We start from the raw sequence: 15,318 nt of genomic DNA, 5'->3' as shown, positions 1-15,318 counted from the left end.
GCGCTCCTCAGAATTGATAGCGACGCATGCGCCGCTGGATGACGAAGAGATAAAGCGAGACGCCGGCGAGGATGATGAGGAACATCACTGTGGCGATCGTCGCCCCCATCGAGCGGTCGCCGAGCTGAAGCTGGAAACCGAAGAAAGTGCGGTAGAGCAGCGTGCCGAGAATGTCTGTCGACATGTCAGGTCCGGCAAGCGCGCCCTGCACCGTGTAGATCAGGTCGAAGGCGTTGAAATTGCCGACGAAGGTCAGGATCGAGATAATGCCGATCGCCGGCAGGATAAGCGGCAGCTTGATCTTCCAGAATTGAGCCCAGCCGGTGATGCCGTCGCATTCGGCGGCCTCGATCACTTCCTCGGGGATGCTCAGAAGGGCCGCATAGATCAGCATCATCGGAATGCCGATATATTGCCAGTTGGAGATCAGCGACACCGCGATCAGAGCCGGGCCGGACTGGCCGAGCCAGGGCGCGAACAGGAATTTCAAGCCGATGAGATCGAGCATCCAGGGCGCCACGCCCCAGATCGGCGAAAGGATGAGCTTCCAGATGAAACCGACGATGACGAAAGAGAGCAGCGTCGGCAGGAACATCGCCGTGCGGTAGAAGGCAACGCCGCGCAGCTTCGGCACCGAAAGCAGGGCGGCCAGCGCCACGCCGATCGGGTTCTGCACGCACATGTGGATGGCAAAGAAGATCAGGTTGTTGACGAGCGCGTTCCAGAAATCACGCGCCCAGCGCGGATCGCCGAACAGCACCTTGAAATTCGCAAGACCGACGAAGGCCGGCTGCCCGTCGACCGTATTGTAGAGCGACAACCGAAGCGTTTCGATGAGCGGCAGCACCATGACGGCGGAATAGACGATCAGGGCCGGCAGCATGAAGACGAAAATGTGCCAGCGCACCGGGCGCTTGATCGGGACGATATCGGCCGCGTTGTCGGTTTCGCTCATGGCTTTTGCCTATTCTTGTCGACTGGCTGCAAGGGCAGCACAGGTGGAAAACGTTGCGCCTCACACTAACTCGCTGCCACCTGGGAAGAGAGGGAACACGCCCTGCTGAGATGCCGTATCGGGCTGGGAGGTCGCTGCGAGTCTCCTTCTCCCCGCGAGCAGGGAGAAGGTGGCCGGCAGGCCGAATGAGGGGCTGCAAACGCCGCCCCTGATCACATCACTTGGCCGGCTTGTACCAGCTGTCGAGGCCCTTCTGGAGCTTCTCGGCAGCAACCGCCGGCGTATTCGTGCCGTTAATCACATTGGCCGATTCGACCCAGGTCTCGTTCTCGAGGTTCGGCGTGCCGCGCGACAGGATCTGATAGGTCGAGCGCACGGTCGACTTGTACGGACCGCGCCAGGAAACGAATTCCTGAGCCAGCGGATCGGACATCTTGACCGGGGTAGAGTTCAGGCTGAAGAAGCCCGGCAGCGAGTTGGCGTAGATATCTGCGAACTCCGGCGAAGCGACCCAGCTGAGGAACTTCTTGGCTTCCTCGGCATGAGTGCTCTTCGCGTTCAGGGCGACGCCGATATCCGGATGGTCGGAGATGTAGCCCGTATCGCCTGTCTTCGGAACCGGCGGCGGGAAGGCGCCCATCTTGAACTGGGCCTGGCTGTTGAAGAGCGCGATTTCCCACGAACCGGCCGGATAGATGGCTGCGCGGCCGAGCGTGAACAGGTTCTGGCTGTCCGAATAGGTCTGGGCTTCAAAACCGTCGCCGAGATAGGGCTTCCACTTGGCAAGCTCTTCATATGGCTTGACCCACTCGGGATCGGTCAGCTTCTGCTTGCCGGCGATCAGGGCTTCGCGGCCCTCTTCACCCTTCCAGTAATTCGGGCCGATGTTCTGGTAGCCCATGGTAGCGGCTTCCCAGAGGTCCTTCGTGCCCATGGCGAGCGGGATGTAGGTGCCGTCGGCCTTGATCTTGTCGAGCGCTGCGTAGAACTCGTCCTGCGTCTTCGGCACCGAGATGCCGAGCTTGTCGAAGGCGTCCTTGTTGTAGATGAAGCCGTGGATGACCGAAGCCATCGGCACGCAGAAGGTCGACTTGCCGTCATCGGTCGTCCAGGCGGCCTTGGCGACGGGCGAAAAGTTCTCCATGCCCGGCAGGCCGGTGAGATCGACGAGCTGCTTCTTGTTGAAAAGTTCGAGCGAGGCATCGAACGGCCGGCAGGTGATGATGTCACCTGCGGAGCCGGCATCAAGCTTGGCGTTCAGCGAGGCGTTGTATTCGGTCGGCGCGGTCGGCGAGAAGACGATCTTGATGCCCGGGTTCTTCGCTTCGAATGCCGGGATGATCTTTTCCTGCCAGATCTGCAGGTCGTCGTTACGCCAGCTTTCGACCGTCAGCGTGACGTCGGCGGCATGGACGAGGCCCGCTGACGTCAGCAGACTGGAGGCAAGCAGCAAGCTTTTCAGAGCAGTGTTTTTCATTTCCCTCTCCTGTTTTAAAGCGCCGCGAGGCGCTGTTTGATCTGAAACAAGCAATTGGCGTGTCTGAGAAAACACCCAACGCCCCTTGGAGGACCGCCAGCAATGCCGATCCCGAAAGCTCGACGGACACGAAGGCGGATCGCCTGCGGCCGGACTGCGCGCCTTCCGGCGACTAAACCGAGGGCGGCGAAATGATGGGAAAGCTGATGGATGTCTGAATCTTCGCCACCAGCTTGACGGGCCGGCGGGTCGTCATCTCGATCATCTTCGTAGCGGTTCCGGCTTGGCTCAACTGCCGGTTTTCGTGGGCTTCGAAGTGCTGTTCCCTTTTGCCGAATTAATGCCAAAAAAATACCAATTGTCCAGCCGAAATTAACTTTTCAGCCTGATAAAACTTACTAAAAAATTTAATCGAGCAAAATCAATATGATAAAAAGATTGATTTTCCGCGTCGTTCCCACTTGGTAAATGGTATTTTTTTGGTATTGTAGGAAAAAACATAGGGAACGGCATATTCGGAGGCCCGATGACGGAGCTTGCAATCGGCATAGACGGCGGCGGAACGAACTGCCGGGCCGCAGTCGCGGACAGGAGCGGCAACATCATCGGCCGCGGCAAAGCCGGCCCTGCCAACATCCTGTCGGATCTGGAAAACTCCCTTCTCAATATCGTCGAATCCGCCCGGCAGGCGTTAGGCGATGCCGGGCTTGCCGCTGAAACCCTTTCCTCCGTCGCAGCCGTCGTCGGCGTCGCCGGCGCCAATGTCGGCGATTACGGCAGGCGAATCGAAAAGGCCTTGCCCTTTGCCGAAGGCCGCGTCGTCACCGATGCGCTGATCGCCCTGCAAGGCGCGCTCGGCGATACCGATGGCATCGTCGGCGCCTTCGGCACCGGCTCGGTCTATAATGCCCGCAAGGATGGCCGGCTGAACGGCATCGGCGGCTGGGGTTTCGTTGTCGGCGACCAGGCAAGCGGTGCCCGCCTCGGCCGCGATCTCCTGGAACAATCACTGCTTGCCCATGACGGGGTGCGCCCGGCATCACCAATCACCGACGCGATCATGACCGACTACGGCAACGATCCCGAGCGCATCGTCGAATTCGCCCATTCCGCAAAACCGAAGGATTTTGCCCGTTACGCTCCCACCGTCTTCGAATATGCGGCTAAGGGTGATGCCGTCGCAGCCGGCATCGTCACGGATGCGGCAACGGCGATCGGCGAAAGTCTCGAAGCGCTGCTCTGGCCCGAATGCCCATCGATCTGCTTGCTCGGCGGCCTTTCCGAAGCCTACGAGCCCTGGCTTTCCGAACGCTACAGGTCCATGCTTGCCAGGCCGAAAGGCGATGCGCTGCAGGGCGCGGTGGAACTTGCAGTCAAGCTCTTGAACGACAGGCAGAGAGGTGCGGCATGACCGACGACCTCGCCACCCTCCTTTCCCTGGAGCGCCTGCAGGCAGCCGGCACAGGGCCGCTCTACGTCAAGCTGCGCCGCACGCTCGAAGGAGCCGTGCGCGCCGGCACGCTTGGTCACGGCGATGCGTTGCCCCCCGAACGCGACATCGCCGAATTCGCCGCCGTCAGTCGAGTCACCGTGCGCAAGGCGATCGACGAACTCGTCGCCGATGGCCTGTTGGTGCGCCGTCACGGTTCAGGCACCTTCGTCGCCAAGCCGGTCTCCAAGGTTGAGCAGCGCCTGTCGCAGCTCACTTCCTTCACCGAAGACATGGCGCGCCGCGGCATGTCCTCCCGCTCCGAATGGCTGCACAAGGGCATCCACACGCCCTCTCCCGACGAGATGATGATTCTTGGGCTCGGCACCGACGTTAAGGTTTCCCGCCTTTCCCGCCTGCGCATTGCCGACGACCAGCCGCTGGCGATCGAAAATGCCAGCGTTTCCGGCGAATTCCTACCCGACCCCTCAGCCGTGACCAATTCACTCTATGCCGAACTCGAACGCCTCCAGGTCCGCCCGGTACGCGCGGTGCAGCGCATCTCCGCGACCAATATGAAGGAAGCCGACGCCCAGCTTCTCGGCGTCTCCGTCGGTGCAGCCGGCCTGTCGATCGAGCGCATCTCCTATCTCGGTTCCGGCCGCGCCGTGGAATTCACCCGCTCGCTCTATCGCGGCGACGCCTATGATTTCGTCGCGGAACTGACGATCGCGGTGACTTGAATCGCAAAGCCGACATCATCGGCTCAAAAGACGCAATCTTCTTGATTTTCAAAAGCATGAAGCCGGAAAGTGAATCACTTTCCGGCTTCATCATTTCTTGATTCACTTTATCAGCGGCCGACGCCAAACGGCTGGTTACGCCGCATCCTCGATCTCGGTTTCGGTCTTGCGCGGCACGTAGTTCAGCACCGGCCCGAGCCAGCGCTCCACCTCAGCCACGGCCATCTGCTTGCGCGCCGCATAATCCTCAACTTGATCGCGCTCCACCTTGGCGACGCCGAAATAATAGGAGTCGGGATGGCCGATATAGAGGCCGGAGACCGAGGAGCCCGGCCACATCGCATAGCTCTCCGTCAGCTTCACGCCGGCCGCTTTTTCAGCGTCGAGCAGCTTGAACAGCGTTGCCTTTTCAGTGTGGTCAGGCTGGGCAGGATAACCGGGCGCCGGGCGGATGCCGGTATAGGCCTCGGTGATGAGATCCTCCTTGCTGAGCGTCTCGTCCTTGGCATAGCCCCAGTATTCGCGTCGTACCTGCTCGTGCATACGCTCGGCAAAAGCTTCGGCGAAGCGGTCGGCCAGCGCCTTGACGAGGATCGAGGAATAATCGTCGTTCGCCCGTTCGAAACGTTCGGCGATGGCGATTTCCTCGATACCGGCCGTCACCACGAAGCCGCCGACATAATCCTGAACACCGCTTGAAACGGGCGCCACGAAATCAGAAAGCGCCACGTTCGGCCGCCCGTCCCGCTTGGAAAGCTGCTGGCGCAACGTGTAAAAGGTCGCCAGTTCCTGCTTGCGGCTCTCGTCCGTGAACAGCCGGATGTCGTCGCCGACAGCGCCTGCGGGCCAGAAGCCGATGACCGCGCGCGGGCGAAACCACTTCTCGTCGATGATCTTCTTCAGCATCGCCTGCGCATCGGCCCAGAGCGCACGCGCCGCCTCGCCCTGCTTCTCGTCTTCGAGAATGGCCGGGTAGCGGCCGCGCAACTCCCAGGTCTGGAAGAACGGCGTCCAGTCGATGTATTTGGCAAGCTCGGCCAGATCGTAATCCTCGAACACCCGCGTACCGAAGAATTGCGGCTTCGTCGGCTGGTAGCCCGACCAGTCGATCTTGTGCGCATTCTCGCGAGCCCGCGGCAGCGGCAGGCGCACCTTCTCGGCCTCGCTGCGCGCATGGGCGGCCGCCACCTTGGCATATTCGGCTCTTATATCGTCGACATAACCCTGGCGTGTCTCCGGCGACAGCAGTGCCGAGACGACACCGACGGCGCGGCTCGCATCGGTAACGTAGACCGTCTGCCCCTTGTTGTAGCCCGGATGGATCTTCACGGCCGTATGCACGCGGCTGGTCGTCGCTCCGCCGATCAACAGCGGGATCTCGAAGCCCTGGCGTTCCATCTCGGCGGCAACATGCACCATCTCGTCGAGCGACGGCGTGATCAGGCCGGAAAGGCCGATGACGTCGACCTTCTCGGCAATGGCCGTTTCGAGGATCTTCGTCGCCGGCACCATGACGCCGAGGTCGACGATCTCGTAATTGTTGCAGGCAAGCACGACGCCGACGATGTTCTTGCCGATATCGTGCACGTCGCCCTTGACGGTCGCCATCAGGATCTTGCCGGCCGACCGGCGTTCATCGCCGCCGTTGAGGCGCTTTTCCTCTTCCATGTAGGGCAGCAGTACGGCCACCGCCTGTTTCATAACGCGCGCCGACTTCACCACCTGCGGCAGGAACATCTTGCCCGAGCCGAAGAGATCGCCGACGACGTTCATGCCGGCCATCAGCGGTCCTTCGATGACATGCAGCGGCCGGGCTGCCTGCAGGCGCGCCTCTTCGGTATCGGCCTCGATATATTCGGTGATGCCGTTGACCAGCGCATGCTCGAGACGCTTCTCGACGCTCCATTCGCGCCAGGAAAGATCCTGGACCCGGCCTTCGCGTGCCGCGCCGCCACGGAATTTCTCTGCCACTTCGAGCAGCCGCTCGGTGCCGTCAGGTCGGCGGTTCAGCACCACGTCCTCGCAGGCCTCGCGCAGCTCGGGATCGATGTTGTCGTAGACGGCAAGCTGGCCGGCATTGACGATGCCCATGTCCATGCCCGCCTGAATGGCGTGGTAGAGGAACACGGCATGCATCGCCTCGCGCACCGGCTCGTTACCGCGGAACGAGAAGGACAGGTTCGAGACGCCGCCCGAAATATGCACCAGCGGCATGCGCTCACGGATCGTCCGCGTCGCCTCGATGAAGTCGACGCCGTAATTATTGTGCTCTTCGATGCCGGTCGCGACCGCGAAGATGTTCGGGTCGAAGATGATGTCCTCGGGCGGGTAGCCGATCTTCTCGGTCAGCAGCTTGTAGGCGCGCGTGCAGATATCCACCTTGCGCTCGTAGCTGTCCGCCTGCCCCGTCTCATCGAAGGCCATGACGACGACGGCAGCGCCGTAATTGTGCAGTAGCCGCGCCTGGGCGAGGAAATTCTCTTCGCCTTCCTTCAGCGAGATTGAGTTGACGATCGGCTTGCCCTGCACGCGCTTCAGGCCTGATTCGATGATCGAGAATTTCGACGAGTCGATCATGACAGGCACACGCGCGATGTCGGGTTCGGCGGCGATCAAGTTGAGGAACTCGACCATCGCCTTTTCGGAATCGATCAGGCCTTCGTCCATGTTGATGTCGATCACCTGCGCGCCGTTTTCGACCTGATCGCGGGCGACATCGAGCGCTGCGGTGAAATCGCCGTTCGTGATCAGTTTGCGGAAGCGGGCCGAGCCGGTGACGTTGGTGCGCTCGCCGACATTGACGAAGGGAATGTCCTTGGTCAGCTCGAAAGGTTCGAGGCCCGACAGCGACATGAAGGGGCGATGCTCGGGAATGGCACGCGGCTTGTACTTCGCAACGGTCTCGGCGATCGCCTTGATATGCTCGGGCGTCGAGCCGCAGCAGCCGCCGACGATGTTGACGAGGCCCTCGCGGGCGAAGCCGTCGATCTGCGCCGCCATCAGCTCCGGCGTTTCGTCGTACTGGCCGAACTCGTTCGGCAGGCCCGCATTCGGATAGGCGCAGATGAAGGTGTCGGCAACACCCGAAAGCTCCTGCAGGTGCGGGCGCATCGCATTGGCGCCGAGCGCGCAGTTGAGCCCGATCGTGAAGGGATTGGCATGGCGCACGGAATTCCAGAAGGCCGACGGCGTCTGGCCGGACAGCGTGCGGCCGGAAAGGTCGGTGATCGTGCCCGAGATCATCACAGGCAGGCGCACGCCCTTGGCTTCGAAGCGCTCCTCGCAGGCGAAGATCGCTGCCTTGGCGTTCAGCGTGTCGAAGATGGTCTCGATCAGGATGATGTCGGCGCCGCCGTCGATAAGTCCGTCGATCTGCTCGCCATAGGCCGAACGCAGATCGTCGAAGGTCACGGCGCGGAAGCCGGGATTGTTGACGTCGGGGGAGATCGACGCGGTGCGGTTGGTCGGCCCGATGGCGCCGGCGACGAAGCGGCGGCGGCCATCCTCACGCTCGGCGCGCTGTGCTGCCCGGCGCACGATCTCGGCACCTTCCTTGTTAAGGTCGTAGACCGCACCTTCCATCTCGTAGTCGGCCTGCGCGATGCGGGTCGAGGAGAAGGTGTTGGTCTCGAGAATGTCGGCGCCGGCCTTGGCGTATCTGTAATGGATCTCTTCGATCGCGTCCGGCTGGGTCAGAATCAGAAGGTCGTTATTGCCCTTCTGGTGACAGGCGCAGCCGATGAAGCGCGTTCCGCGGAACTGGTCTTCATCATAGCCAAGCCCCTGGATCTGCGTGCCCATGGCGCCGTCAAGAACAAGGATGCGTTCGCTCGCGGCTTGTCTCAAAGCTGCGAAAACTTCACTGCCGTCACGCTTGCCCGTTTCCGGACCAAAGAGATTGTCAAACACGGGAAGGCTCCTTGACGTCATAAGACCAGATAGTCCAAATCACATAAAGATATCTTTATGTCAATATATGCCTATCGATTTCGTGCTTTGCAAATGTCGCCGGATGACAGACTCGCACGACGCCTATATAGGCGTTTACAACGCTTTGTGCACGAAATCGGAGGAGCATTATGGCACCCGCAACCGGCAACGCCGTGCTTGGAAACTGGACGACCCGCGCCTATCATCGCGGCTGGCTGCTTAACCAGGCGAACGGTCTCTTCGATTTTTTCCAGCACAACTCGGTCAATCCCAAGGGCGGCTTCTACGATCTCGACGACGAAGGCAGGCCTCTCGACGCCGAGGGCCAGGTTCGCGGCATCCATATCGCGGCGCGCGCCGTGCATTGCTTCTCGATCGGCGCCCTGCTCGGCCGCCCCGGCGCTGCCGATGTCGTCGACCACGGCATGGATTATATCTGGAACCATCATCGCGACCGGAAAAATGGCGGCTATTTCTGGTCGCTCAACAATGATGGTCCCGTTGATTCCAACAAGCAGGGCTATGGCCATGCTTTCGTGCTGCTCGCCGCCTCATCCGCAAAAACGATCGGTCATCCGCTTGCCGACGGCATGTTGGCCGATATCACCGAGATCCTCAACACGAAGTTCTGGGAGGCGAAACACGGCGCGATCGTGGAGGAATTCACGGCCGACTGGCAGCCGCTCGATGGCGGCACCTATCGCGGCCAGAACTCCAATATGCACCTGACCGAAGCGCTGATGGCGGCCTTCGAGGCCACCGGCGAGAGGGAATATCTAACCAAGGCCGAGAGCATCGCCGACCTCGTCATCCGCCGCGCGGCCGGTTCGGTCGACTGGCGCGTCGCCGAGCATTTCGACGCCGAATGGAAGCTCGACAAGACCTACTATCATCCGAACGAAATGTTCCGCCCGGCCGGTACGACGCCCGGCCATTGGCTGGAATGGGCCCGCCTGATCCTGCAGCTCTGGGCGCTCGGCGGCAAACGGATCGAATGGATGCCGGATGCGGCCAGGGCCCTCTTTGCGCAATCCATGGCGCTCGGCTGGGACAACGACAAGGGCGGCTTCTTCTACACGCTCGATTGGGACGACAAGCCCGCCAAGCGCAACAAACTCTGGTGGCCAGCCTGCGAAGGTGCGGCTGCTGCACATTTCCTCAACGAGCACCTGCCGAGCGATTTCCATGAGGAAAGCTACCGCAAGATCTGGAACGTGATCGAGCGCGCCTTCATCGACCACAAGAACGGCGGTTGGCACGAGGAGCTGACGGAAGATCTCGTTCCCTCGCACTCGCTGTTCCCCGGCAAGGGCGATATCTACCACGCCCTACAGGCCTGCCTCATCCCGCTCTTCCCGGCCACGGGCAGCCTGACGAAGGGTATCGCCGAGGCCGGCGGCAAGCTCTAAGATTGAGGAGTCCAGCGCCGCGCTCGCTCAGAGCGGCGGGGCGAGCCGCAGCGTATCCAGATCCTTCGCCAGCATCAGCGCCAGCGCCTCGACGGCGAGATTATGGTCGTCACGCTGCGGCAGGCCGGAGACGGTGACCGCACCGATGCAGCCGATACCCTTGACGTTGATTGGGAAACTGCCGCCATGCGGCGCATAGTCGGCGCCGGAAAGCCCGTTATCCTCGACCGTCTTGCCGTCTTTCTGTAGCTTCAGCCCGGAGGCATAGCTGCTGCGGAAATAACGCAGCACCATGTTGCGCTTGCGGCGGACCCAGTTGACGTTGTCGGGCGTCACACCCGGGAGTGCCGCATAGAAGACGGGCATCGAATGCAGGGTCACGTCGATCGCGATGCCGAGGCCGCGCTCGGTGGCGAGTTCCTGCAGGAGCTTGCCGAGCTGCCATGCCGTCGTCAGGTCGAAAGCGTCGAAGCTCAGAGCTTTCTCCTGCTCCGCGATCCGGCTGAGATCGTTCTCAATTGTCATGATAGGCGGCCTCTCCTGCAATGATCCGCTGCAGACCATTCTCATCAGAAGAGAAAAAGTAAAGTAAAACTTGGGCCTACCCCTGATGTCAGAGCTTCGGCGTCAGCATCTCGAAGCGGTCGCGGATGGTGGCGCAGGTATCGCCGCCAAGCCTCGCAATGGCATCGACCGCAGCCGGATCGACATGCAGCCGTTCTGGATCGACCACCCCGTCGCGGTAATGCGCATAGACGATCTCGCCCATGACGATCTGCCGCGAGCGGCCGAGCTCCAGCGTCACGTGCCGCCTGCATTCGAAGGCGGCCGGCGCCTCGGCAATGAAGGGCGAGGCGACCTTCTCGCCCGGCATCGCCGTCAACCCCGCTTCCTTCAACTCGTCGACGCCGCGCGGATATCTGGCGCCGCAGACATGCATGGCCTCGGCGATGGCAAAGGAGACGATGTTGACCGTGAAGACCTCGGTCATACGGATATTGTGGCCGGTGTCCTTGAACGACATGTCGGCATTATTCTCAACCCCGATTGCCAGGATCGGCGGATCTGCCGAAAGGCAGTTGAAGAAGCTGAAGGGCGCCGCATTGATCCGACTGTTTTCGTCGATCGTCGTCACCAGAGCGATCGGTCGCGGGATGATCGTGCCGATCATCAGCTTGTAGCGTTCGCGCTCGGTGAGCTGCTTGAAATCGAAAGAGACGGACATCGGTTCAGCCGACCTTCAGGACCGGCGAGAAACCGCTCATCGCCCCGGTGAAGGGTTTCGGCAGCGGCGAAGCATAGGACCCGCGCTTGCTGGTGGAAAGCCCGAGCGACACCAGCGCTTCGGCCTGCTTGACGGCGGCCGCGACGCCATCGACGACAGGCACACCGTAGATCTGCTGCAGCTCGCGCGCCAGATCGGTCATGCCGGCACAGCCGAGCACGATCGCCTCGGCGCCGTCTTCCAAAAGCGCCCGCTCGATCTCGGCCCTGAGCTTGCCGACCGCGCCCGAGGCCGCATCTTCGAGCTCCAGCACGGGGATATCGGAGGCGCGCACCTTGGCGCGGTCGCCCATGCCGTAGCGTCGCACCAGATTGTCGATCAGCACCAGCGAGCGCTCCAGCGTCGTCACCACGGTGAAGCGCTGAGCCAGGAAACCCGCCGTCACCACGGCGGATTCGCAAAGCCCGAGGATCGGGACATCGGCGAAGGTTCGCGCCGCTTCGAGACCGGTATCGTCGAAACAGGCGATAACGGCCGCGTCGTAGCCCACCCCCTGCCGCTCCTTAAGCTCGGCGAGCAGGCCGGGGATCGCTAAGGCCCCGTCGTAGTGCCCCTCGATGGAAACCGGCCCCATGCGCGAGGTGGCCGCGATGATCTCCGTGCCGGATGCCGCCACCGCTCGCGCGGCGGTGGCGGCCTTCTCGGTCATGGAGGCCGTGGTGTTCGGATTGACGATGAGGATGCGCATGTCAGTCTATCTTTGCCTGCCGCCGGCTGAGCATCGTCATGATGCCGAGCGCGATGAGAATGATGGTGAAGGAAAATAGCGTCGTCACCGTGCCGAGCGCGTAGAGCACCGGCGTCGTGACGTTGGTGGTCATGCCGTAGATTTCGAGCGGCAGCGTGTTGTAGGTGCCTGATGTCATCAGCGTGCGGGCGAATTCGTCATAGGAGAGCGTGAAGCCGAACAGGCCGACGCCGACGAGGCTCGGCGCGATCATCGGCAGCACGACATGGCGGAACGTCTGCCAGGAGCTGGCGCCGAGGTCGCGCGCCGCCTCTTCATAGGCAGGCGAGAAACGGTTGAAGACCGCAAACATGATCAGCACGCCGAAGGGCAGCGTCCAAGTGAGATGGGCGCCGAAGGCCGACGAATACCAGGCGGGCTTCAGTCCTCCCTCCTGGAAGACGACGCCGATGCCGAGCGATATGATGATCGACGGCACGACGAGGCTTGCGACCGTGGCATAGAACAGCGCGGTCGAACCCCGGAAACGGCGCCGGAAGGCAAGGCCGGCGAGCAGCGAGACGACGACGGTCACCACCATCACCATTAGCCCGAGGGTGAAGGAGCGCCGGAACGAGGCGCCGAAATCGCCGACCGCCTGCTTCTCGAACAGGTTGAAGAACCAGTGCGTGGAAACGCCGTTCATCGGGAAAGTCAGGCCGCCATCCGGCCCCTGGAAGGAGAGGATCAGGATCGCCGATAGCGGCCCGTAGAGGAACAGCACGAAGATGACGAAGAAGAGCGCCAGCAGGTAGAATTCCAGGCCGCGTTTTTCGTGGCTCATCTCAAAGCTCCTTGCGGATATCGACGACGCGCAGGATGGCCGCGACCATCAGCAGCACGACGGCGAGCAGCACCACGGCATTGGCGGCAGCGGCCGGATATTGCAGCAACGACATCTGGTTCTTCATCATCAGCGCCACCGAAGCACTCTGACCGCCGGACATCACCTGCACCGTCGAAAAATCAGCCATGACGAGCGTGACGACGAAGATCGTGCCGATCGCCATGCCGGGTTTGGCGAGCGGAACAACGACATTCCACAGCACCTGCCAGCCAGACGCGCCGGCATCGCGCGCCGCCTCGAACAGCGACCGGTCGATGCGCATCAGCGTATTGAAGATCGGCGTCACCATGAACAGCGTATAGAGATGCACCATGGCGAGCACGACGGCGAAATCGGAATAGAGCAGCCATTCGATCGGCTGCGGGATGATGCCCATCTTGATCAGCGTCGAATTGACGAGGCCGTTGCGCCCGAGCACCGGGATCCACGAAATCATGCGGATGATGTTCGACGTCATGAAGGGCACGGTGCAGACAAGGAAAAGGATCATCTGCGTCGACGTCTTGCGGATGTGGAAGGCCAGGAAATAGGCGACCCAGAAACCGATGACGAGCGTCAGCGCCCAGACGATCGCGGTGAATTTCAGCGTGTTGAGATAGATCTTCCACGTTACCCACGAACCGAGTGTGTCGGCGTAGTTCATCGTCAGGAAGTCGGGATAGAGACCGGCAAAGTCGTAGTCCCAGAAGCTGACGACCGCGATCATGGCGATCGGCAGCAGGAAGAACAAGCCGAGGATGACGAACAGCGGCGTCGCCTGGAGATAGGATATCGCCGATGGGGAAAGCTTCAGTCCGCGCCCGCCGCGCGCGCCCTGGCCATCCTCCTCCGTTTCCGCTGCGATGGTCGCCATATCCGGTTCTCCATTTGCTCATTGTCCCAGGCAGGACAAGCGGTGCATGCCGCCCCCTCATCCGCCTGCCGGCACCTTTGCCTGGGGCGAGCCACTGGTCTCGACTCGTCCTTTCGGCCCCCCGCTGGGGAGAAGAGATTCGCGGCAGCGCCTAGGCCACCGCGAACCTTGATTTTGTCTCACGACGCGGCCACGGACTCCCTCTTCTCCCCAGCGGGGAGAAGGTGGCCCGAAGGGTCGGATGAGGGGGCGGAGCGAAGCGACGTCTTGAGCATCGCGAAAGACAGTGGCTCTCCGCCCTCTCGATGTGGATCAGGCCGCGATAAACTCGTTCCAGCGGCGGACCATGTAGCGGTCCTCGTCCATGACGGAGTTCCAGCAGGCGACGGCACCCATGCGGGCTTCGAAGGAGCCACCGTCGCGGACAGCGCCGGCCTTTTCCATCACCTTGCCTTCGGGAGACAGGATGTCGCCGGCAGCCGGCTTGCCCTCGATCCAGTAGCCCCATTCGTCGGCCGACATGAATTGCTTGGCAGTGTCCATGCAGGCGGAATAATAACCCTGGCGGTTGAGGTAGCCGCCAACCCAGCCCGACGTGTACCAGTTGATGTATTCATAGGCGGCATCGAGCTGCGCGCCTTTGAGGTGCGAGGCAAGGCCGAGACCGCCGCCCCAGGCGCGGTAGCCTTCCTTGAGCGGCTGATACTTGCAGGCGATGCCCTTGGAGCGGACGGCGGCGACGGCCGGCGACCACATGGACTGGATGACGACTTCACCCGACGCCATCAGGTTGACCGACTCGTCGAAGCTCTTCCAGAAGGCGCGGAACTGGCCGTCGCTCTTGGCCTTGATGAGGAATTCGATCGTCTTGTCGATCTCTTCCTTCGTCATGTTGCCCTTGTCGGCATATTTGATGTTGCCCATAGCCTCCATGATCATCGCCGCATCCATGATGCCGATCGACGGGATATTGAGGATCGAGGTCTTGCCCTTGAACTTCGGATCCATGATGTCGGCCCAGCTCGAAATATCGCGGCCGACGAGATCGGGGCGGATGCCGAGCGTATCGGCATTGTAGATGGTCGGAACCATCGTCATCCATTGCGTCGGTTCCTTGGCAAAGGTCTTGGCGCCCGGAGCCTCGACGAAGCCGACCGTGTGCGGCGCCGTGCCCTGGGCGATGACGCTTTCCGGCTTCAGCTTGCCGTTGATGAACAGCGGCACGATCTTGTCGTAATATTTCAGCTTCTTGACGTCCATCGGCTGCATGACGCCGGTCGGGAACACCTTCTTGGCGATCCAATATTCGATGTCAGCAATGTCGTAGCTGTCAGGCTGGGTGACGGCGCGCTGGGCGGCGGCGTCGGAATCGGTCGCCGTCATCTCCAGCGTGATGCCGAGATCGGCCTTGCACTTCTCGGCGATCGCATTGATGTTCGAAACGCCGGTGCCGAACTGGCGAAGCGTGATGTTCGTCTGCGCCCAGATTGTGGGAAAGCCGGTGATGGCACCGGAGCCGGCGATGGCGCCGACGGCGGCAGCACCCGTCTTCAGGAGCGTGCGGCGGGAAAGACCCTTCTCCGCCTTGGTCGATGTCGCTTCAGTGGTCATGTCAGTTCCCCTTTTCTTGGATATGGAAGGTTCAGTGTTCTTGATGGATGGC

General features: G+C 61.6%; 12 protein-coding genes. 3 read left to right on the top strand and 9 right to left on the bottom strand.

Features of this window, described 5'->3' with window-relative positions; all coding sequences use genetic code 11:
* Window positions 1–7: 7 nt before the first annotated feature.
* Window positions 8–955: a carbohydrate ABC transporter permease gene (locus G9X64_RS24730; protein ID WP_168309935.1), complete on the bottom strand. Its 948-nt coding sequence runs from the start codon at window positions 953–955 to the stop codon at window positions 8–10.
* A gap of 217 nt (window positions 956–1,172) precedes the next feature.
* Window positions 1,173–2,432 carry an ABC transporter substrate-binding protein gene (locus tag G9X64_RS24725; RefSeq protein ID WP_171377557.1) on the bottom strand — a complete coding sequence of 420 codons (1,260 nt, stop codon included), beginning with the start codon at window positions 2,430–2,432 and terminating at the stop codon, window positions 1,173–1,175.
* A 526-nt stretch (window positions 2,433–2,958) separates the two neighbouring features.
* Between G9X64_RS24725 and G9X64_RS24720 the strand changes: the two genes are divergently transcribed.
* Window positions 2,959–3,843 (top strand): glucosamine kinase nucleotide-binding domain-containing protein, encoded by an 885-nt coding sequence (locus G9X64_RS24720; protein ID WP_171377556.1) that lies wholly within the window; start codon window positions 2,959–2,961, stop codon window positions 3,841–3,843.
* Entirely contained in the window at window positions 3,840–4,604 is a 765-nt protein-coding gene (locus G9X64_RS24715) for a GntR family transcriptional regulator (protein ID WP_168309932.1), read from the top strand. Before G9X64_RS24720 ends, G9X64_RS24715 begins: the two co-directional genes overlap by 4 nt.
* A gap of 135 nt (window positions 4,605–4,739) precedes the next feature.
* Here the strand turns inward: G9X64_RS24715 and metH are convergent, their stop codons facing one another.
* The gene (gene metH, locus G9X64_RS24710) at window positions 4,740–8,513 is read right to left on the bottom strand and encodes a methionine synthase (protein ID WP_171377555.1); all 3,774 of its coding nucleotides are present in this window, start codon (window positions 8,511–8,513) and stop codon (window positions 4,740–4,742) included.
* A gap of 170 nt (window positions 8,514–8,683) precedes the next feature.
* Between metH and G9X64_RS24705 the strand changes: the two genes are divergently transcribed.
* The gene (locus G9X64_RS24705) at window positions 8,684–9,943 is read left to right on the top strand and encodes an AGE family epimerase/isomerase (protein WP_171377554.1); all 1,260 of its coding nucleotides are present in this window, start codon (window positions 8,684–8,686) and stop codon (window positions 9,941–9,943) included.
* Window positions 9,944–9,970: 27 nt separating this feature from the next.
* Here the strand turns inward: G9X64_RS24705 and G9X64_RS24700 are convergent, their stop codons facing one another.
* From G9X64_RS24700 to G9X64_RS24675, 6 genes are all read right to left on the bottom strand, one after another.
* Complete coding sequence (locus tag G9X64_RS24700; protein ID WP_168309929.1) at window positions 9,971–10,468, bottom strand: heme-degrading domain-containing protein; 498 nt, start codon at window positions 10,466–10,468, stop codon at window positions 9,971–9,973.
* A gap of 88 nt (window positions 10,469–10,556) precedes the next feature.
* Complete coding sequence (locus G9X64_RS24695; protein WP_171377553.1) at window positions 10,557–11,168, bottom strand: flavin reductase family protein; 612 nt, start codon at window positions 11,166–11,168, stop codon at window positions 10,557–10,559.
* Window positions 11,169–11,172: 4 nt separating this feature from the next.
* A complete protein-coding gene (locus tag G9X64_RS24690; protein ID WP_168309927.1) occupies window positions 11,173–11,916 on the bottom strand; it encodes an aspartate/glutamate racemase family protein in 744 nt (247 codons plus the stop codon).
* Between the two features lies 1 nt (window position 11,917).
* The gene (locus G9X64_RS24685; protein ID WP_171377552.1) at window positions 11,918–12,739 is read right to left on the bottom strand and encodes an ABC transporter permease; all 822 of its coding nucleotides are present in this window, start codon (window positions 12,737–12,739) and stop codon (window positions 11,918–11,920) included.
* Window position 12,740: 1 nt separating this feature from the next.
* Complete coding sequence (locus G9X64_RS24680) at window positions 12,741–13,655, bottom strand: ABC transporter permease (protein WP_171377551.1); 915 nt, start codon at window positions 13,653–13,655, stop codon at window positions 12,741–12,743.
* A 312-nt stretch (window positions 13,656–13,967) separates the two neighbouring features.
* The gene (locus G9X64_RS24675; RefSeq protein ID WP_171377550.1) at window positions 13,968–15,266 is read right to left on the bottom strand and encodes an ABC transporter substrate-binding protein; all 1,299 of its coding nucleotides are present in this window, start codon (window positions 15,264–15,266) and stop codon (window positions 13,968–13,970) included.
* Window positions 15,267–15,318: the final 52 nt, after the last annotated feature.

The sequence above is a fragment of the Rhizobium sophorae genome (assembly GCF_013087515.1).
Classification (GTDB): domain Bacteria; phylum Pseudomonadota; class Alphaproteobacteria; order Rhizobiales; family Rhizobiaceae; genus Rhizobium; species Rhizobium sophorae.
The sequence above is the reverse complement of the archived record's forward strand: the minus strand, read 5'-3'. Positions and strand labels throughout refer to the sequence as shown.